General features: G+C 71.5%; 10 protein-coding genes. 5 read left to right on the top strand and 5 right to left on the bottom strand.

All coding sequences use genetic code 11. The annotated features are described in order from the left end of the window. Positions 1-451: 451 nt before the first annotated feature. The 3 genes from POL72_RS48680 (at position 452) to POL72_RS48690 (ending at position 5,089) form a co-directional block, all read left to right on the top strand. A complete protein-coding gene (locus POL72_RS48680; RefSeq protein WP_272104096.1) occupies positions 452-3,379 on the top strand; it encodes an acyltransferase domain-containing protein in 2,928 nt (975 codons plus the stop codon). Then, complete coding sequence (locus POL72_RS48685) at positions 3,376-3,666, top strand: acyl carrier protein (protein WP_272104098.1); 291 nt, start codon at positions 3,376-3,378, stop codon at positions 3,664-3,666. The genes POL72_RS48680 and POL72_RS48685 overlap by 4 nt, the downstream gene beginning before the upstream one ends. A gap of 133 nt (positions 3,667-3,799) precedes the next feature. Further along, complete coding sequence (locus POL72_RS48690) at positions 3,800-5,089, top strand: glycosyltransferase (RefSeq protein WP_272104099.1); 1,290 nt, start codon at positions 3,800-3,802, stop codon at positions 5,087-5,089. A 152-nt stretch (positions 5,090-5,241) separates the two neighbouring features. On the opposite strand, the gene POL72_RS48695 is transcribed toward POL72_RS48690, so the two are convergent. Next, a complete protein-coding gene (locus POL72_RS48695; protein WP_272104101.1) occupies positions 5,242-12,594 on the bottom strand; it encodes a type I polyketide synthase in 7,353 nt (2,450 codons plus the stop codon). A gap of 433 nt (positions 12,595-13,027) precedes the next feature. Here POL72_RS48695 and POL72_RS48700 point away from each other — a divergent pair, with 433 nt between their 5' ends. Together POL72_RS48700 and POL72_RS48705 are read left to right on the top strand one after the other, a co-directional pair. Continuing rightward, positions 13,028-13,762, top strand: a complete 735-nt coding sequence (locus tag POL72_RS48700; RefSeq protein WP_272104103.1) for a class I SAM-dependent methyltransferase — start codon at positions 13,028-13,030, stop codon at positions 13,760-13,762. Positions 13,763-13,863: 101 nt separating this feature from the next. Next, complete coding sequence (locus POL72_RS48705; protein ID WP_272104104.1) at positions 13,864-14,550, top strand: dienelactone hydrolase family protein; 687 nt, start codon at positions 13,864-13,866, stop codon at positions 14,548-14,550. 17 nt (positions 14,551-14,567) lie between these two features. Here the strand turns inward: POL72_RS48705 and POL72_RS48710 are convergent, their stop codons facing one another. The 4 genes from POL72_RS48710 to POL72_RS48725 all read right to left on the bottom strand — a co-directional run bounded on the left by POL72_RS48710 (position 14,568) and on the right by POL72_RS48725 (position 20,447). After that, a complete protein-coding gene (locus tag POL72_RS48710) occupies positions 14,568-16,349 on the bottom strand; it encodes a hypothetical protein (protein ID WP_272104106.1) in 1,782 nt (593 codons plus the stop codon). A gap of 196 nt (positions 16,350-16,545) precedes the next feature. Further along, positions 16,546-17,943, bottom strand: a complete 1,398-nt coding sequence (locus tag POL72_RS48715) for an MFS transporter (protein WP_272104108.1) — start codon at positions 17,941-17,943, stop codon at positions 16,546-16,548. A 435-nt stretch (positions 17,944-18,378) separates the two neighbouring features. Beyond that, positions 18,379-20,184, bottom strand: coding sequence for a fatty acyl-AMP ligase (locus POL72_RS48720; protein WP_272104110.1), 1,806 nt, complete (start codon positions 20,182-20,184; stop codon positions 18,379-18,381). After that, positions 20,181-20,447, bottom strand: coding sequence for an acyl carrier protein (locus POL72_RS48725; protein ID WP_012239660.1), 267 nt, complete (start codon positions 20,445-20,447; stop codon positions 20,181-20,183). Before POL72_RS48725 ends, POL72_RS48720 begins: the two co-directional genes overlap by 4 nt. Between the last annotated feature and the right edge of the window lie 4 nt (positions 20,448-20,451).

A 20,451-nucleotide genomic window follows, 5' to 3' on the forward strand; every position in this document is an offset into this window, starting at 1 on the left:
CCAGCGAGGGCCCGCATCGCCCGGCCGCAGACCAGCCAATTCGGGACTGCGATCGGGCGTACGGATTCTGGTTCGGATGCAAAGTCTGTCAACCCTCGATCACCTCGACCCGGCGTTTCACGGTCGCGGCGATCTCGCCGTGTCCCGGATCCCGCAGTCGGACAGCGAAACACCCTCGTGCGCGGGCATGAAGCTTTGGCTTATCCATTGTGAAGTATTGTAAAGCTTCCGGGAGGTTTCGTCGCGCCATTGGCCATGAAACAGAAGATATCTCGCATACTTACATGCTCACACAGCAAAAATTGCGCGAGGGGCCCCGCGGCGAATCCCTGCGTCCAGATCACTTCTCGCCTTGCGATGGAGATCGTTTTCGGGGAGACTCCGCGCGCGCTGGGCCTGGGCGGTCATTCCGCGGCCGGACGCATCGAGGCAAGGGAGCCAGTTGACACGAGTGGCATCCATCGCAGAGGAGGCGCGCGGCGCGGAGGCCCCTGGGGCGCATTCGGCCCCTGTCGCGCCTGCTCGCGACACGGCGGAGCTGTTCCTCCTGTCCTCCTCTGACGGCGCGGGCTTGACGCGCGCGATCGACGCGCTCATCTCCCGCGCGGAGGCGGAGCCCTCGGTCTCCCTGCGCCGGCTGGCGCGCGACCATGCGCGCCAGCCGGTCGCCGAGCGCCGCCTCGCGGTCATCGCGCTCGATCGCCGCGATCTCGCGAACAAGCTCCGGCGCGGCAAGGCCGCGCTCGCGCGCTCGGGGGAGGGCCGCCTTCGCGTGCGGAGCGGCATTTATGGTGGGAGCGGCGCTCCGGCAGGCCAGGTAGCGCTCCTCTTCCCGGGGCAAGGCTCCCAGTACGAGGGGATGCTGGAGCAGCTCTACTGCCACTGGCCGGCCTCCCGCGCGTGGTTCGACGCCCTCGACGCAGCGTATGCGAGCGCGCGGGAGACGCCGCCGAGCGAGATCGTGTTTCCGCGCGAGCCCGCGGCGAGCGAGGGCGAGCGGCTCGCCCGGGAGCGCCGGCTCGTCGACATGGAGCGCGGGGCGCAGGTGGGTTTGATCGCCAGCCTGGCCTCCCACGAGATGCTCCTCTCGCTCGGCGTGCGCGCCGACGTCATGGTGGGCAACAGCAACGGTGAGCACGCCGCGCTCATCGCGGCGGGCGCGATCCAGGTGTCGACCCGGCGCGCGCTCTGCGACGTCATCGCTCACATCGGCCTCAGCGGCCGGGCCGTGCCCGCGCCGCCGCTCCCCGAGCGCATGGTCGCGGTCAACGCCTTCGACCGGGGCCTCCTCGACGCGCTGCTGGCGCGCCACGAGGGCCAGCTGTTCATCGCGATGGACAATTGCCCGAGCCAGGTCGTGATCGCCGGGACCCTGCCTGCGGTGGAGGCGGCGGTGGACGCGATGGGCGGCGCCGGCGCCGTCTGCATACGGATGCCCTTCGAGCGCGCCTATCACACACCGCTGTTCGGCGAGTGGCAGCGCGCGCTGCGCGTCCATTACGATCGCTTCAAGACGGGCGTGCCCCATACGCCGGTGCGGTGCTGCGCGACCTGCAGCCCGGTGCCGGACGAGCCGTCTGCGGCCCTCGATCTCCTGGCCGCGCAATGGTCCTCCCCAGTGCGTTTTCGCCAGATGATCGAGGACCTGTACGACGGCGGGACACGGACGTTCATCGAGGCCGGCCCGAACAACCGGCTCACCGCGTTCGTGGAGGACACCCTGCGCGGGAAGCCGCACCTGGCCGTCCCCGCCTCATCCCAGCACAGGGGCGATACCCTGCAGCTGAAGCACCTCGTGGGCGAGCTGTACGCCCATGGCCTCGCCATCCGGGTCGAGCCGCTCGATCTGCTGTGCGACGCGGTGCTGCGGGGCACCCCCGCGCCGGTCGAGCCCGGCGGCCGCGAGGCGAGCCGCGGGCGAGCCCCCGCCCTGGAGCCGCGCGGCGGGGGCGCCGCGCAGGCCGCGGATCCTGGGCGCCGCGCGCTCACGATCCGCGCGCTCCATGCTGCGCTCATGGCCGAGGCTGGGGAGCGCGAGGCGCGCGTCCTCACGGCGGCCCGGCGTGTGACGCGGTTCGCCCGCGCCGCCCCGGCGCCGCTGTCGGCCGCGCGGCCGGGTGAACCGGCGGCGGCGCAGGCCGCGGCCGCGGCGCAGGCGGGCTGCCCCCTGCTCGGCGATGTCTTGCGGCTCGACAGCCGCGAGCTGCACGCCGAGCGGCGCTTCGACTGGCGGCGCGACCCGTTCGTGCTCGATCACAGCCTCGGGCCGCCTTCACCGCAGCGCCGGGCGGGCGGGGCTCACTTGCCCGTGCTTCCGTTCACGCTCAGCCTGGAGATCCTCGCAGAGGCAGCCTGGCGGCTCACCGGCGTGCCGCCCGCGTCCTTCTCGGACATCCGCGCGGGGCGATGGCTGGCGCTCGACCGAGGGAGGCTCACGGTGGCGGTCCACGCCGAGCGCATGCCCGAGGACGGGCGCGATGCCCGGGTGAGGGTGAGGCTGTTCGAGGTCGGCGGCCCGCGGCGGCACCTGGCGTTCGAGGGCACGGTACACGTCTCCGCCGCTCCTCTGCCCGCCCCGCCGCCTTCGCTCCCGCCCGACCCAGGCGCGCTGCCGCCCCGCGCGTGGTCGGCGGAGCGCTTCTATTCGGGCTTCGCCTTTCACGGGCGCTCCTACCGCGGGATCGAGCGCGTCCTCGCGGTCGGAGAGCGCAGCATCGAGGCCGAGCTGGCGATCACCGCGCTGCCCGGGCTCGACGCCCTGGAGCTCCGGCTCGACCCGGCGCTCCTCGACTGCACGGGTCAGCTCGTCGCGTTCTGGCTCCTCGAGCGGGGGGAACGCCAGTTCGGGGTGTTTCCGTTCGAGGCCCGGCGCGTCGTCTGGTATCGGCGGTCGCTGCCGCGGGGCGGGCGCGTGCGCTGCCGCGGGCACGTCCGCCTCGAGCGCTCGGGCACCACGGAGGCGACGTTCGAGATGGTCGACGGCAGCGGGGCGCAGGTGGCCCGCGTCGAGGGCTTCCAGCAGCGGTTCGTGCGCTTCCCCGGGGCGATCCATCGCCTGCTGTTCGGCGGCGGGCCGCCGGAGAGCGGCGCACCGCGGGAGGCGGAGGCGGGGGCGACGGCCGGCGCCGTCGACGCGGTCGATCGCTCCTTCCTGAGCGCGAGCTGGGGTATCTGGGCGCGGGCGCTCGCGCACGTGATGCTCGACCAGCGTGAGCTCGACGCCTGGTATCGTCTCGGCGACGACGGCGAGCGCCGCGTCGCGAGCCTGCTGTCCCGCGTGGCAGCAAAGGACGCCTGCGCGCCGCGGCCGCGGCTCTCCGGTGGGCGTCCGATCCATGAACATCCCGAGCAAGGGTTGGAAGCAAAGGAGCGAGAATGAAGGTACGTACGAAGGCGGACGTGTGGCGTTGCGTTATCGAGACCGTCGAGGAGCTCATGGCGGATCTCGACCAGGAGCCCGGCGAGCTCACGCCTGACGTCACGTTGATGGGCGACCTGGGGATCAAGTCGATGGACGTGATCCACCTCGTGCTCTTGCTCAAGGACCGCATCGGCCGGTCGCTCACCTACAAGGACGTCTTCGGAGAGGACCAGCAACCCCCGAGCGACCTGTCCCTCGCGCAGCTCTCCGATCTCGTGTGCAGGGGACTTCGAATCACGGCGTAGCCTGCTGGATCGGCCCGGCGCGCCCCTCTCGACTCGCCGCTCTCCCGGAGGGGAGCGGAGGGCGGAGCTGTCACGCGCCGCCGGGCCACGTCGGGAGAGGGGCCGCTCGAAGGAGACGGCCAGGAGAATTACGATGCATTACACGGTAGTCGCGAGCGGTTCACGAGGAGACGTCCAGCCGCTCGTCGCGCTCGCAGCCGGTATCAAGGCTGCCGGACACGAGGTGCGGTTCGCCACACAGGTGGATTTCGAGCCGTTCGTCCGCAAGTGCGGGCTGGAGTATGTACAGCTCGGCGGCAGCGCGGAGGAGTTCTACTCCAGCCGCCTCGCCGTCGCCCTGCGCGAGCAGTCCGGTCACGCGGGCGAGTTCAGCAAGTTTCTCAGTGAAAATCTGCAAACGTACGTCGTCAACCACCTGCGCGAGTGCTGGAACGCTGTCCGGGGCACCGACGTGTTCCTGTGCTGGCCCTGGCTGCAGGTCGGCCCATCGATCGCCGAGAAGATGGGCATTCCTTACGTCGTCGTCAGCCCGAATCCGGTCCCGCATATCCCGACGTGGGGATTTCCAAACCCGTTCCACGCGCCGGTGTGGAAGCTGGGGCCGCTCTACAACCGCCTGACCTGGCTCCTCGCCGAGTCCGTCTCGCGCACGGGCTCGGACCAGATCAACCGGTGGCGAAAGGAGGAGCTCGGCCTGCCCCCGAGGCACTGGCGGGACGAGCTGCGGACGATCCGGAACACGAGCCACCTGTTCGGGTACAGCCCCGAGGTCCTCCCCAAGCCGCGGGACTGGGCGGACTGGATGCACGTCACGGGCTACTGGATCTTCGATGAAGGGCGCGACTACCAGCCTCCCGAGGAGCTGAAGGAGTTCCTCGCGGCCGGGGACCCGCCGGTGGCCATCGGCTTCGGCAGCATCGTCGGGCGCAATCCGAAGCAGCTGACGCAGGAGGTCGTCGCCGCGCTGGAGCGCGCCGGGCAGCGCGGCATCCTGATCGCCGGGTGGGGAGGGCTCAAGGACATCAAGCTCCCGAACACCGTCCTGAAGGTGAAGACGGTGCCCTACGACTGGCTGCTCCCGCGCGTGGCGGCGATGGTGCATCACGGCGGCTCCGGCTCGTCGGCGGCCGCGATGCGCGCGGGGATCCCATCGATGGCCGTGCCGTTCGGCTACGATCAGCCGCTCTGGGGGCAGCGGATCGCCGACCTCGGCGTGGGCGTCGCGCCGCTGCCGATCAAGAAGCTCACCACCGACAGGCTCGCCAAGGCCATCTCACGCCTCGCGCGCGACGGCGCGATGCGCGAGCGGGCGCAGCGGCTCGGGGAGAAGCTCCGCGCCGAGGACGGCGTCGGGCGCGCCGTGGCGGCCCTGGAGAAGACGGTCGCCGAGGCTCGCAAGCGCGCGCCGGGCCCGCGTCGGTAGGGCGGGGCGCGCGGCCAGGCGGGCAGGGGGCGCCCGCGCGAAGCCGCCGCGAAGCGGCGCCGAAGTCCGGCCATCCCCTGGCCGGACTTCGGGCGGGCGGAACTAGACGCTCGAGGCGCGCGGCGGCGCCGCCACGAGCGTCTAGCCGGCGGCTACCCGGCGTCGGAGGCGCTGCTCGTCGCGTGACCTGCCCGCGGCTCGGCCGGCAGCGCGGCGTCCTGGCCCGAGGGCGAGGTGCCGGCCGCGTCGCCGCCGTGACGCCACGGCCCCTCGCCGGCGACGACCACGACGTCGCCCTTGGGACCATACGAGAGCTCCTCCGAGAAGAAGCCGCACCCGGACTCCACGTCGACGGGCACGATCCCCTGCGCCGAAAGCCGCCGGAGGACGCCCTCGCCGGCCATCCCGACCTCGCGCCAAGGCCCCCATCCGATCGAGACCACCCGCGTCGCGGGCCAGCGCGCGTCGAGCTGAGCCGCGAGGCGGCTCATGACCTCGTTGGCGGCTGCGTAATCGGATTGACCGCGGTTCCCGAACCGCCCGGAGATCGAGCTGAACAGGACGCACCATTTGAGCTCGTCCGGGCGCAGCGCCTGCCCGAGGAGGAAGGTGCTGTCGGCCTTGGTGTCGAAGACCCGGTCGAACGAGTCGGGGCGCTTGTCGGCGAGGAGCTGGTCCTCGATGACACCGGCGCCGTGGACGACCGCATCGATCCGGCCGAAACGACGATACACGCCGGTGAGCAGGTCCTGGAAGCGATCCTCGTCGCGCACGTCGATCGCGTGGTACTCCACGGCGGCGCCGCGCCGGCGCAGGGAATCGAGCGTGGCGCGGCGCTCCCTCGCCTGCCGCTTGCTCCTGATCTCGGCCTCGATCGCGGCGGGCAGCAGGTCGCGCCCCGCGCTCCGCATGTCGAGGATGGCGCGCCGGCGCAGCGCCTCGACATCATCGCTGCCTTCGTCCTGGAGATCCCCCTCGGGGATCTCGGACCGCCCGACAAGGATCAGCCGGACGTCCGGACGGGCAAGCCGGGCCGCGATCGCCGCGGTAATGCCGCGCGCTCCGCCGGTCACCAGGACGACCCAGCCGGGGCCCGGCTCCCAGTCGCGGCGCTCCCCGGCGAGCTCGAGCGGCGCGGGCGCGGTGGACACGACCGTCCGCTGGCCGTTCAGATAGCTCACCTCGAGATCGTCCGGCGCGCGCGACAGCTCGTCGAGGATGCGGCTCGCCATGGCGTCGCGCGGCAGCGCGTCGTCGAGCCCGACCACCTTGGCGACGGTGCGGGGGTGCTCGTGCGCCACGCACCGCAGGACGCCGTGGCAACCGGCGCTGGACGCAGATCCGTCGAGGCTGCCCTGCTCGATGCTGCCCCCGATCAGCGTTGCAGCCACGATCCGCAGGGGCTCGCCCCGCGCCTCGGCCAGCTCGCCGGCGCAGGCTTGCGCGGTGTAGAACAGGCTCTTCACCTGTACCCGGTTGCCGCGCCGGAACGCGGCGAGCCCGTCTACGGCGCCGCGGTGGAGGGACGCGACGTGTACGATCCCGCGCACCGCGCCGTGCTCGTGGCGCGCGGCGGCGACATGGCGCGCGATGCGCTCGGACTCCTCGAGCGCATCGCGCGGGATCACGATCGGTCTGGCCCCGCGCTGCGCCAGCAGGGCGCACAGGCGCGCGCCGACGCCCAGGTCGTCCTCGGTCACCAGGAAGAGCCCCTCGAGCTGCGCCGGCGGATCGTCGGGCAGCGCCTTGCGCTCGGCGCGCATGACAAAACGAGGGCACGCCCCCGCCCGCGCGCCGCCGGGTGAGGCGGAGCCCGGGAGGGGCACACCGCCGTCGGCGCCCTCACCGGCCTGGCCCGGGCCGGGGCCGACGGCCTGCGCCGCCGAACCGAGGTCCGCGCCGGCAGCGCCTGCGCCGTTGCGCGGCCGCGCCGGTGCGCCCTCGCCCGTCTCGCCGGCGGGCAGCGCCGCAGCTTCGCTCGACACGACGTCGACGAGGCCGTTCATCGACCGGATCCGGGAGAGCCGGTCCATCGACGACCGGAGCCGCGCGGCCACCGGCTGCGGGAGCTCGCGCAGCAGCGTCTCCAGGATCTCGATCCGCTTGATGGAGTCGATTCCGAGCTCCCCCTCCATGTCCTGGTCAAGGCCGAGCATGTCCTCCGGGTAGCCCGTCCGGCGGCTGACCAGGGTGGTGAGCGTCTTCCGCAGCGCCGCCGGCTTGAGCATCGCGGGCGCCAGGTCCCGCTCCTCCGCACCCGCTGCCGCGAGCGCCGCGGGCGACGGCGTGGGGCCACCGAGCGCTGCGGACGGCGGCGGAGGCGGCGACGCACCGGGCGCCGCGAGCGGGGCGGCCTGGCCGTCCAGCCGCGGGGCCGGAGGCGGAGCGAGCGCAGCCCCGTCCCCGTCGCCGCCGAGCCGGAGGAGGAACTCCGTGGTGATCCGCTCCTGCATCGTCAGGAACCGGCGCATCGTCTCCTGGTGCTCGCGGTAGGCGAGGAGCGGGATGTCCCCGGCGCCGGAGCCGGCCTCCGGAAGCAGGTCGTCGACCTCGACCGCGGGGGCGGTGTCGTGATCGAGGAACGGGCGCTCACCGAGAAGGCCCACGGGCTCGTCGGCGCGGCGGAGGCGCCCGCCGTCGATGCGCCACGCGGGGAGCGGAGCCTCAGGACGGTCGACCGCGAGCGCGCGGAGGTCGAGCCGACCGCAGGGCCGCCCGGCGAACAGCGCCGGCAGGTCGAGCCCGACGCCAGCGACGCCGAGCGACGCGATCGCCTGCAAGAGACCCTTCAGGCCGCCCCCGGCGCCGTCGAAGCTGACGGCCAAGTGCGGCTGCCCGTCGAGGATCCGCCGGACGAGGCCGGTCAGCGTGGCCTTCGGCCCGAGCTCGACGAAGGTCCGCGCGCCGTCCTCGTACATCCGCCGGACCTGCGCGACGAAGTCGACGGGGGCCTCGAGCTGCGCCGCGAGGAGCGCGCGGACGTCCGAGGGATCGCGCGGATACGGGCGGCCGGTCGCGTTGGCGTGGACCTCGATCTGCGGCGGCGCGATCGCCGTGCGCTCGAGGGCGGCGGTGAACGGGGCCCGGACGGCGCGCATGAGGGGCGAGTGGAACGCGCTCGACACCGGGAGCCACTGCGCGCGGATCCCCTTCGCGGTCAGCGCGTCGACGGCGGCGCGCATCGCGCCCAGCTCGCCCGAGACGACGCACTGCTCGGGCGCGTTGTGGTTGGCGATGCAGACCGCCGGGAACGCCTCGAGGAGGGGCTCGAGCTCGGCCCGGGAGAGCATCACCGCCGCCATCGTGCCCGGCTCCGAGGGCACCTCTTCCATGAGCCGCCCGCGCGTCTCGGAGAGCGCGAGCCAGTCCTCGCGCGACAGGGCGCCCGCCGCGCGCAGCGCGGTCAGCTCGCCATAGCTGTGGCCGGCGAGCACGTCGGGGCGAAGTCCGAGGCGAAGCGCGATATGCAGCATCCCGTCGCTGATCGCCCCGATGGCTGGCTGCGCGATCCGCGTGGCCGTGAGCTCGCGGCGCTGCCGCTCCTTTGCTTCCTCGGAGAACGCGGCCGGCGGCAGGATGAAGCGGCTCAGGCGAGCGGGCAGGAGGCCCTCGAGGCGAAGGTCGGCGAGCTCGATGGCGCCCCGCATCTCGGAGAAGTACAGGGCGACCTCGCGGCCCATCGAGGGGTACTGCGAGCCCTGCCCGGGGAAGAGGAACGCCGTCTTGCCAGCCTCCGGGCAGGGCGCGATCCGGAGGTGGATGTGGGCCGGCAACGAGCCTTCTGGCTCGCGCGCGGACTCGAGGTGGAGACGGAGACGCGAGAGCACCTGCTCGACCGCGCCGAGGAGGTGCTCGCGGTCGTCCGCGACGATGTAGACGGCCGCGCGCGCCGCGTTCGAGGCGCGTCGCGCGCGTCCATCGAGCGCCGCGAGCGCGCAGGTGAAGGCGACGTCGCGGAGGCTCACGGCGTCGCGCCCCGGCCGGAGCGCGCGCTGCAGCTGCTCCAGCTCGGCGACCAGCGACGGCGCGTCGGGGGCCTCGACGGCGACCAGCTCGTGAGGCCAATCGGCGGCCCCGAGGGCGGGCGCCGCGAAGTCGCCCTGGTACTCCTCCAGGACTGCGTGGAAGTTCGTCCCTCCGAAGCCGAACGCGCTCACGCCGACGCGTCGAGGCGCCGGCCCCGCGAGCCAGGGCTGCGGCTCGTCCAGCAGGTACATCGGGCAGTCCTCGGACGTGAGCGGATCCATCGGGGTGTCCACGCCGGCGTGGGGCGGCAGGACGCGGTGCCGGAGCGCGAGGAGCCCCTTGAGCACGCCGACCAGGCCCGCGGCGTTCCTTGTGTGGCCGAGGAGAGACTTCACGGACCCGATGGCGCAACGCTGGGGCGGCGCCCCGGCGGCGCGGAGGACGCCCGCGATCGTCTCGATCTCGGCGCGATCGCCGACGGCCGTGCCGGTGCCGTGCGCCTCGTACATCCCGATCGTGGCCGGATCGATGCCCGCCCGCCCGTAGGCCCTCTCGAGCGCGATGCGCTGGCCGGCGGGCTTGGGCGCGGTGAGCCCCATCCCCTTGCCGTCGCTCGATCCGGCGACGGCCTGGATCACGGCGTCGATGCGGTCTCCGTCGCGCTCCGCGTCCGCGAGCCGCTTCAGGATCAGGACGCCGATGCCCTCGCTGATCACGATGCCGTCGGCCTTGGCGTCGAACACGCTCGCGCGGCCTCGCGGGGAGAAGGCCCTCGTCTTGCTGAAGGCCAGGTACCCATGCGGGGTCTGCTCGATCTCGACGGCGCCGACGACGGCGACGTTGGACCGACCGGAGACGAGCTCCGTGACCGCGAGATCGAGCGCCGCGAGGGAGGAGCCGCAGGCCGCGTCGACGGTCATGTTGGGGCCGCGCAGATCGAACGAGTTGGCGACCCGCCCGGCGATGACGTTCGCGAGGATGCCGGCGTAGCTCTCCTCCGACCACGTGGGGAGTCGCGCGAGGGCCGCCTGCGCTGGGCGGCCCACGCTCAGCGGGAGGAGGCCGCGCGCCACGTACGCCTGCTCGAGATCGGCCGTGCCGTTGGCCGCGAAAATCACGGCGGTGTTCTCGCGATCGAAGCCCCCCGAGGTGTACCCCGCGTCCGCGAGCGCGCGTCGGGTCACCTCCAGGGCGAGGAGCTGGGCCACGCTGATCGATCTCAGCGAGACGGGCGGGATCCCGTAGCGCAGCGGGTCGAAGGGGAGCTCGTCGATGAAGCCGCCCCACTTCGAGTAGATCTTGTCCTCCGCCCGCGGGTCGGGGTCGTAGTAGAGGCGATAGTCCCAGCGTTGCGGGGGGATCTCGCGGATGGCGTCGACCTTGCCGAGGACGTTCCGCCAGAGCTCCTCCGGCCGTTGCGCCTTCGGCAGCAGGCACGCCGCGCCGATCACGGCGATGCGCGCGGGCTCCGCCGCGCGGCGCGGCACGTGCTCCACCGAGGCCTGGACGAGGCCGCCGAGCGCCCTCCGGCTGCCCGAGGACACCTCCTCGTGCAGCGACGAGATCTCGACGATGTCCGAGCGCAGCGACGCGACGTCGCCCATCATGTAGAGGCCGCGGGCCGTCTGCCGCTCGTCGTCGGCCGCGTCGAGCTGGCCGCCCTCGCCGCGCTCGATCCCCTTGGACGCGATCCGCAGGCGGCCCAGCGTCAGTTGCTCGAGCGACGCGCTGATCGCGGCCGCGGCCTGCCCCTCCCGCCGCATCCGGTCGTGGGCGGCCTGGAACTCGCCCACGAAGGGTGTGGGCGCGCAGCGGATGACGTGCCCCGGCCCCGTCTCGATCGTGACGGTGCCATCGCAGGCGAGCGCCTCTCGCTGGAACCTCGGCGCGATCGCGCCGCTCGCGACCGCCTGCGCGGTGAAGAGATACGCGGTCCCCATCAGCACGCCGACGCGGAGCCCGGCGGCCGCGAGGGGAGCGGCCATCGCCGACACCATCGCGGCCGAGCGCGCGTCGTGGATGCCGCCCGCGAACAGCACGTGAACGGCCTCCGCGTCGGGCGTCTTCTCGTCGAGCAGCGCGTCGATCATCGCATCCCACAGGGCGAAGCTGCTCAGCGGGCCGACGTGACCGCCGCACTCGGCGCCCTCGAACACGAACCGCCGCGCGCCGCGCTCGAGGAAGGTGCGCAGGAGCGCGGGCGTCGGCGCGTGGAGGTAGGTGGGGATCCCCTGCGCCTCGAGCTCGGCGGCCTGGTCCGGCCTGCCCCCCGCGATGAGCGCATGGCGGGGCCGGACCTCCGCGACGGCGGCGAGCTGCTCTTGTCGGATCTCCGGCGGAACGAAGCCGAGGATCCCGACGCCCCATGGCCGGTCGCCGAGCCGCTCCTGGGTCGCCCGGAGCAGCTCGTCCACCTGGGGGCGGCGCAACAGCGCCAGCGCGAGCAGCGGGAGCGCGCCGCCGTCGGCCACCGCCGCCGCGAACTCGGCCCGATCGCTGACCCGCGTCATGGGGCCTTGCACGATGGGATAACGGGTGCCGTGCGAGCGGGCGAGCGGGCCGTCCTGCGCGAGCACGTCGTGCTTTCGCGCGAGCTCGAGGTGCCCGGACGCGGCGTCTCGCAGCGCGCGGAAAAAGCGCCCGGTCGTCGCGTACTTGCGGGCGTACTCGGCCCCCCTGCCGGCGGCATGGCCGAGCGGCAAGGCGCAGCGGTCAGGCCGATCCCACCCGAGGAGCGCGCGCGCCCCGGCGACCCAGGCGCGGCGTCGCGCCTCGGGGTCGAGCTCCTTCCGCTCGAGCTCCTCCGCGAGCCGCACGACCTCCTGGCTGCCCGGCAGATCGGGGCGCGCTGCGATGCGGAGCGGCGCGCCCAGGCGCTCGCCCACGATCACGGTATCGGTGCTGCCCAGGCCGGACAGGCTCGCGCGGGCGCGCTCCGGCAGCGGCGATTCACGCAGCAGGAGGAGCTGGTCGTCGACGACGACGCCCGCCGCGCCGGCGGCGCGGCAGGCGGCGGCGCTGTGCAGGCCGATCCCGCCCTGGACAAGGAACGGGCGCGGCTGCCGGGCCAGCCGCTGCGCGAGCAGGAACGCCGATTCCTTGCCGATGAAGCCGCCGCTCTCGCGCCCCTTCGCGAGCCAGCCGTCGAACGAGAGCGCGCCTGCGGCATCGAGCCCCTCGCGGTCCCGGATCTCGAGCCACAGCTTGCGTCCGCGGCACGGCGGCAGGGCGGCGAGCGCCGCGCGTGCGGAGGCGTCCTGCCAGTCGCAGATCACGAGCCAGTGCGGGCGCGGCTCCAGCGCTGAGAGGAGCTCCGCGCTCGCGGCGATCTGGTCCGAGCGGAGGCGGAGCCCGACGGGGCAGCCCGGGGGCGCGTGGTCGACGAGGAGGCGGAGGTTCTCGCGCGCCAGCGGGAGCTCCGGCTCGCCGCACAGCTCGCGATCCAGCACCGCAACGCCGCCGGCGCGCGCCGTGGCGACCGCGACGCCGGGATGGGGCCAATGGACTGGTGACAGCGATACGCAATAAAAATCACTCATGGAAGTCATGCAACGTCCACCAACGTCTGCCGAGGAACGGTAACGAATGAGGCAGCTCCGCTGCCTGGCGGGTCGTCAGCCTGCCTCCTCGGGACACAGCGACCCGCGGCGCCGCAACTCTAGCGGACCTGGCGTATCGGGCCACTCCAAGTCCACGCCGTGCCGCGCGGATCGCTGGCGCTGCAGCTGTATTAAGAAACATGAAGAAGGCGACGCGCTCCCTTCACAAATGGGAAACATTGCGGTATGCCGTATGCGGGTGCGCGCCGGTGCCGGTGGACGATTGACCGCGCCGCCCCGGTAGCGCGCTTGACATGCCGGTTCGCGCCAGCCAAATAGAGCGAATCGTCGCCTCGGGGTGCCCGGGCACATGAGTGCGCGACGTCCCCGGTCGAGCGCGATAGCACCGGAAGGTTTCACGAGGTCGACATTCATGCTCACTGATCAGATCCAAACGGTCGAGTTGTTGGATCATGCGCCTCCGTACTCGGAGGCCTTCCTTGCGGCGCGGGGGCTCGTGGGCCTCAACGTCGGGTGCGCCTTCTGGAACCTCAGGCCTGCCTGCGTGAACATCGATCTCCTGAAGGTGGAGACGCACAGGGGCCAGGCCACCGAATATGGCCGGATCGCGATCCTCGATGGCCGTGCCCACTACCTGGAGTACGACGTCACGACGCCCATCCCCCTGCCCGACGCGTCCTTCGAGTGGCTCCACTCGGAGCACCTCATCGAGCACATCTCGCAGGAAGGCGCGATCCGGTTCTTGAAGGAGGCGCACCGCCTGCTGAAGCCCGGCGGGGTGCTCCGCATCTCCACGCCCGACCTCGCGATCTACGTCGAGGGCTACCGGGACCCGGCGCGGACGTTCTTCAACAAACACGCGCGGATCATCGAGCAGCTCGGAAGGATGTACCCCGAGGCAGGCAGCGATGCTTTCCCCGAGGTGCAGCGCCGGCCGGCGTGGATGGTGAACCAGATCTTCAAGTACTGGGGTCACCAGTGGATCTACGACTTCGAGGAGATGGTGTACGTGCTCCGCGAGGCAGGGTTCGACGAGAAGTCGATCGAGCGGTGCTCCTTCCGGCGCGGGAGGGCCCCGAAGGTGGCCGAGATCGATCTCGTCATGCACCGTGACGAGACGCTGTACGTGGAGGCGATCCGGACCTGACCGCGCGCGGCGCCTCTCCCCCGAGCGTGCGCCGCGCGCGCCGCCGGTCAGGCCCCCTCGGCGCCGCGCGCCCTGGCTGTTCTCATCGAACCAGGAGAACCATGCCTCAGAAGGTCTCGTTTCCTGCGATCCTCGGAGGGCAGGGCATGGGAGAGATCGCGCTGCCGGAGCGGGAGGATAAGGCGCCGGCGGTCGTCCTCCTTCACGAGTGGTGGGGGCTCAACGATCATGTCCGCGCCACCATGGAGCGGCTCGCCGAGGCGGGCTTCGTCGCGCTCGCGCTCGACCTCTACCACGGCAAGGTCACGGACGATCCGAGCGAGGCAAGCCAGCTGATCCATGCGCTCGACTGGTCGCGCGCCCTCCTCGAGATCTCCGGCGCGGTCTATTATTTCCTGGCCGAGCACGAGCGCGTCAACGGCAAGATCGGCGCTGTCGGCTTCTCCATGGGCGGCGCGTTCTGCTTCTCCGCGGCCGCCACCATCCCGAGGCTCGCGGCAGCGGTGCCTTTCTACGGCATTCCTGGCCAGGCGACCGACTATACCAGGGTGAAGGCCCCGATCCTCGCCCACTTCGCGGCGCGGGACACGTGGGCGAAGCCTGCCCTCGCCAGGGCGATCCAGAAGGAGCTCACGGCGTGCGGGCAGCCGATGGAGCTCCACGTCTACGACGCGGACCACGCCTTCATGAACGACACGCGCCCCGAGGCCTACCACCCGCAGGCGGCCCACCTCGCGTGGGCTCGGACGATCGAGTTTCTCCGCAGGCACCTCGGCTCGGCGGAGTGATCGTCCGAGCGAACTGCTCACCCCCCCGTGAACGCCTTCTGAAGATCGATCGCCTGGAGGACCCGCTCACCCCCCACAGGCGGCAGCTCGAAGCGCTCGAATCGCGTGTCGACCCACGTGACCCATACGAACCCCGGATCGTCGAGCGGCCGATCGAAGCGGAACTCGACCCGCAGGGGCCGCCTGCCGTCCGGGGTGAGCGAGAGGACGGTCGCCGTCATCCCGGCGAGCTCGACCCGCTCGCCTGCTCGCATGGGAGACCGCGCGGTCCGGTGGATCGTGCTCATCGAGTTATGGAAGAACCCCTCCGAGAGCGTGACGACGAGCGTTCGCTCATCGCTCCGCAGGAGGTGCATCGTCCCGAGGCTCGTCACCGCGAGCTGGCGAATGGTGGCCGGCATGCGCTCGCCCAGGATGAAGCGGGTGGTCACGCCGAGGCCCGCGGCGATGGTATCCGGCGCGTTCACGACGACGAGCGTGCGGTCCGCCATCTCCGCTGCGGGCGGCAGGCTCGCGGCGGCCCGCCGGACGAGGCCGTCGAGCATGCGCGCGTTCGAGAGCGATCGAGGAACCACGAGGAGCGGCGCGAGGACGAGGTGGAAGGCGATCATCGCCGCCGCCCCGCCGCGGGCGAGCCTGCGCGCGCCGCGGCCGAGCCCCTCCCGGGGCGCCGTGATGAGGCTCGCGATGAGCCCGAACGCCCCGAGGCTCGAGAAGAGCAGCAGCCGGTCGTTCGGCCAGGTGGCGCAGGCGGGCAGGAGCGAGAGCACGGCCCCGGTGGCGAAGAAGCCGGACATGCGCGCTCGCGGGACGCCGGCCCAGAGGGCGGCGGCGACGAGGCCGACCAGGACGACGACAACGGCGACCGCGGCGGCGATATGCTGATCGGGGACGAAGATCCAGAGACTGGACGTCACGAGGGTGAACTGCGCGAGCAGGAGGACGGGAAGCCGCTCGCCGACAGCGGCGATGTACGCGGTCGGCTCGTGGACGGGATCGACATACAGCCCCCCAGCCGCCGCTCCATAGCCGAGCGCTCGATAGGCGATGGCCCACACGATCGCGATCGCGGCGTAAGGCAAGAGGACGCGCGCCCTCGAGAGGAGGGTGCCGCGCTCGATCCAGACGGCGTGGGCGAAGAGGTACGCGAGCGTCGCCGCCGCGGCCTCCGCGGAGAGCATGCCGAGCGCGTAGGCGGCCGGGCCGAGGACGGCGCCGGGCGTCCAGCCGTCGCGCCTCCACCGGTCGTGTGCAAGGAGGGCGGCGAAGCCGAAGACGGCGGCCCAGAGGGCGTTCCGGTTGGCGATCCAGGCGACGGTGAACGCGTGGGCGTCGTCGAGCGCGAACATCAGCGCGGCGAGGCCGGCGCAGACCGTGGCGCCGAGGGAACGGCGGTAAATGGCCGCCGCGAGGAGCGCCAGGATCGCGTAGAGGGCGAGGTTCTCGGCATGCATCACGACGGAGGCGTCCGGCCACAGGCGATAATCGAGGGCGTGGTTGAGGGACGCGATGGGCCGCAGGAACGCGAGGCGAAAATCCGGCGCGGTCCACCAGGGGGTCGTGCCCCGATCCATGGACTGGTGGAGATGGCCGCGATCGGCGTCCTGGAAGCGGAAGATATCCCAATCCCCCCACGGGCCGCCCTGCGCGCGGAGCTCGGGGTCGAAGGAGATACGGTGGATGTAGTCATCCATCATGTACCCCGTGCCGAGCGTGGGCGCGAAGAGGACAGCCGCGAGCAAGGCGACCACGAGGGGGGCGTGGCGCGAGGAGAGGAGGCGCCTCAGCCGATCGATCATCGGCTGGCACCAGGGCGAGAGGGTGTGCCGACGGCGCGAGGCGAGACGACGGTATCGAAAGAATGGGCTCTTTCAGTAAGCCAGCTCATGCGCCTATAGAATGCATCTGCAGTCGATATGTCAAGTTCGATCCTCGTAACAATACGAGGTCGAACTCTCGAGCGGGCGAGATCGCCACATCGCCGTTCGCGCCACGTCAGCGCGCCGCTGCGTGCCGCGCGGGCCGCGCGTTCCACACGCGGGTCGCCAGCGCGAAGCCGACGAGCGCGACCGGGAGCATGGCAGCGGGCCATGACATCCAGTTCCCCGGGTGCTTCGCCGCGTCCCCCGAGGGCAGGATGCTCCCGTAGAGGAACGACTGCGCCGCCGTGCCCAGGTAGACGAAGCCGTCGATGATGCCAGTCGCCACGCCGGCGTTCTTCCTCCCGCCGAAATCCATGCTCGCGGTCCCGGACAGCATGCCGTGGACGCCGATCACGCAGAGGGACATGAACACGACGGTCCACCCGGCGATGGGGAAGCTCAGCGTGAAGAGGACGATGACCGCGCCGAACACGAGGCCTGCGTAGAGCACCGAGGCCACCGGGCCGCGGCGCGAATCGAAGACATGATCGGAGATGAAGCCGGCGAACACCCCGCCCAGGATGCCGGCGATGCAGAGGAGCATGCCCCAGTGCGCCGACACGAAGCCCTTGAGCCCGGTCTTGTCGGCGAAGATGAGATACCATTTCATGACGGCGTTGCGGAGGAAGCCGCTGCAGAACTCGATGGCGACGATGATCCAGATGACCCGCTGCGAGAACATGCGCCGCGCGACCTCGATCGCCCCCGAGCGCTCGCCTGTGTCGCCCGAGGACGCGTCGGCGGTGTCGAAGTCCCGGAACCCCGCCTGGCCCGGCGTGTCGCGGATGAGGAAGACATCGAGCGCCAAAAAGCCGAGCAGCAGCAGCGCGGGGATGTGGAACACCCACGGCATCGGCAGGTGTTTGGCGATGAATCGACTCCAGTCGTAGGCGAAGTAGAGCCCGAGCGAGATCAGGATGCCAAAGATGCCGCCGAGCATCCCGCGCTCGCGGACGTGGAACCATGGCGCGTTCACCTTGACGATGGATACGGCGCCGAAGCTCTGGAAATACATGTTGGCGGAGAAGAGCGCCGTCATCGCGGTGATGGCGGTGCTGTGGTCGAGCTGCCCTTCCTGAGCGAACCGGACGGCCACGCCCAAGAGGACGTTCATGAGCGCGGATCCGCCCGCGGCGAGCAGGATGGTGGCGCGCCCGCCCCACCGGTCGGTGAGCGGCCCGTTCAGCAGGAAGGCGACCCCATAAACGGCCGAGCCCCAGCCGTCGATGTTCCCGAACTCCTGCTTGCTGACGAGGTGCAGCGCTCCGAGCTCCGGCGCGTTGGCGGAGAGGTTGTACCGCCCCATGTAGAGGAAGGCGTACGTGAGCCCGAGCGGAAACCAGTTGAAGAACCGCCGGCGCCGGAACTCCTCCGAGTGCCCGAGATCGATCTTCGGCAGCCGCCGCATGACGACCGCGATGGCCGTGAGCAGGAGCAGGATCGGCAGCAGCTGATTGAGCCACGCAGGCATGGACGCCCTTCGACGATAACGGCCCACCGCACGAGCGGCCATGCCTTCGCGCTTCCCCCGCTCGCCCGCTCGCTCGAACTCCGTCCGTGAGGTCGCAGCGCGTTCAGTGACGTATCGCTGTCCTGAGAGCTGCCAGAGCCGCGGTCAGCTGTCGGAGGCGGATCGGTCTGTATCCTGAGAGCAACCAGACGGAGCCGCGATCAGCTGCCGAAAGGGCCATCGCTCGCTGTCCCGAGAGCTGCCGGAGGGGGCAGGGAGCGCGTGCGGCGCGCGTGGGGACGGGCCGTGTCTGAGCATGGCCGTTGAATCGCCCGTCAAGGGCGATTCAACGGCCATGCGAGTTCGGCGGGGCCCCACGCGCGCCGCACGCGCTCCCTGCCCCCTCCGGCAGCCCCTGCAGTCTCCAGGGGCCCCCTTCCGACCCCCCCTCCAGGATCATCCCCCCCGCCCGCGGAAGATCGCGTGGCGGAAGAAGTTGATCTGGCTCTTGGCGAACTCCTTCGCCGCGTCCAGCCGGTCCCCCTCGCGCGACGAGCTGCGGATCAGCAGCTCCCCGTTCTCGTAGAGCTCCCGCGTCTTGCTCCGCTGGAGCTTCCCGCTCGAGGTCTTCGGCAGGATGCCCGACCCGACCGCCACCACGTCATCGACGGTGAGCCCCATGGCCTGCTGGACGACGCGGCGCACCTCGCCCTTCAGCGCCTGCTTCTCCTGCTCGTCCGACGCCGGCGTCTCGAAGACGATGACCACGCGCTCGCGGTCGTTGTGCGGCTTCATCGTCCCGAACGCGATCACGTTGCCCTTCCGGACCCCGGAGACGCGGCTCGCCTCCCACTCGAGATCCTGCGGGTAGTAGTTGCGCCCGTTGACGATGATGACCTCCTTCGAGCGCCCGCAGATATAGACCTTGCCCTCCGCGAGGTACCCGAGATCGCCGGTCCGCAGCCAGCCGCCCGCGAACGCTTCCTTCGTGAGATCCGGGTCGTTGAAATAGCCGGGCATCACGCTCGGGCCCCGCAGCCGGAGCTCCCCGACCTCGCGATCGCCGAGCGGGCGCGCGCTCTCCGCGTCGTCCGACGCGAAGACCCCGATCTCGTGCCCCTCGAACGCCGACCCGCACTGCACGAGCGACGACGCGCCCTCGCCGTCGGCCGGGACGGGCGTCGCCTTGCCCTCCTTCCAGAGCGTCTCGCCGTCCACCGCGTCGGTCTGCAGCCCGGCCCCGAGCGCGCTGAACGACACCGCCAGCGTGCTCTCGGCCATCCCGTACGAGCAGACGAACGCCTTCTCGTCGAAGCCGACCGGCGCGAACTTCTCGGCAAACGCGCGCAGGTTGTCGGCCCGGATCGGCTCGGCGCCGCACCCGGCGACCCGCCACGTCGAGAGATCCAGCCCCGCCATCTCCTGCTCTCGGATCCGCTTCACGCAGAGCGCGTAGGCGAAGTTCGGGCCGAACGACACGTTGCCCCGGTGGCGCGTGATCGTCTCCAGCCAGCGCACCGGGCGCTTCAGGAACAGCAGCGGCGGCAGGAACGTGATCGTGTTGACGTAGTACAGCGGCGCGATCACGAAGCCGATGAGCCCCATGTCGTGGTAGAGCGGCAGCCACGACACGCCCGTATCGACCGACTCCCGCACCCCCAGGCCGAGATCCACGATCGCCCGCACGTTCGCCGCCAGGTTCGCGTGCGTGAGCACCACGCCCTTCGGGCGCGACGTCGAGCCGCTCGTGAACTGGAGGAAGCACACGTCGTCGAGCTCGACCTTGACCGGCTTGAGCTCCTCGCGGGCGCCCCGGAGGCCCTCCACCGCCACGATCTGCTCGAGCGCCGGCGCCTGCGCCTGGATCGTGCCGAGCATCCGCTTGATCTCGGCGCTCGTGAGCAGGACCTTGGCGCCGCTCTTCGCGACGATGTGCAGCGTGTTCTCGAGGTAGCCGGTCAGCTTGCCGAGGCCGGTCGGCGGGTAGATGGGCACCGGGATGACGCCCGCGCGGATCGCGCCCAGGAAGGCGAAGATGAAATCGGCGTTGTCCGGCAGGATCAACGCGACGCGATCGCCCTTGCCGAGCCCGAGCGCCTGGAGCGCGCCGCCGAAGCGCGCGCTGGCCCGCTCGATGCCCCCGTGCGTGAAGAACGGCTCGTTCTCGCTCGACTCCTCGATGAAGCGATAGCCCGTCTTCGTGCTCGCCGCTGCGTCCTCGATCGCCTGAGCGACCGTCCGCGGTTTCCAAACAGCCGTCATCCCGAGAGCCTTCCTTCGTTCTTGAGCCGGAGCTCGATGGCCTTGACGACGTCGGCGACCGTGTCGACCTCGCGCAACATGTCGTCGGGGATCGAGAGGTCGAACTTATCCTCCATATCCGCGACGATCTCCATCACTCCCAGCGAGTCGAGGCTGAGGTCGGCGACGAGGTGGCTCGACTCCTCGATCTTTACCTCGCCGGCCGTGTGTCCCTCCAGGAGCTGGATGATCTCTGCCCGCAACGTCTCCCGTGTCCACGTCATCCTA

This window comes from Sorangium aterium (assembly GCF_028368935.1).
Lineage (GTDB): Bacteria > Myxococcota_A > Polyangia > Polyangiales > Polyangiaceae > Sorangium > Sorangium atrum.

Bases quoted from the DNA above. Each gene is read 5' to 3' on its own strand.
- POL72_RS48685 (WP_272104098.1), top strand. From the start codon at position 3,376: ATGAAGGTACGTACGAAGGCGGACGTGTGGCGTTGCGTTATCGAGACC.
- POL72_RS48690 (WP_272104099.1), top strand. From the start codon at position 3,800: ATGCATTACACGGTAGTCGCGAGCGGTTCACGAGGAGACGTCCAGCCG.
- POL72_RS48695 (WP_272104101.1), bottom strand. From the start codon at position 12,594: ATGAGTGATTTTTATTGCGTATCGCTGTCACCAGTCCATTGGCCCCAT.
- POL72_RS48700 (WP_272104103.1), top strand. From the start codon at position 13,028: ATGCTCACTGATCAGATCCAAACGGTCGAGTTGTTGGATCATGCGCCT.
- POL72_RS48705 (WP_272104104.1), top strand. From the start codon at position 13,864: ATGCCTCAGAAGGTCTCGTTTCCTGCGATCCTCGGAGGGCAGGGCATG.
- POL72_RS48710 (WP_272104106.1), bottom strand. From the start codon at position 16,349: ATGATCGATCGGCTGAGGCGCCTCCTCTCCTCGCGCCACGCCCCCCTC.
- POL72_RS48715 (WP_272104108.1), bottom strand. From the start codon at position 17,943: ATGCCTGCGTGGCTCAATCAGCTGCTGCCGATCCTGCTCCTGCTCACG.
- POL72_RS48720 (WP_272104110.1), bottom strand. From the start codon at position 20,184: ATGACGGCTGTTTGGAAACCGCGGACGGTCGCTCAGGCGATCGAGGAC.
- POL72_RS48725 (WP_012239660.1), bottom strand. From the start codon at position 20,447: ATGACGTGGACACGGGAGACGTTGCGGGCAGAGATCATCCAGCTCCTG.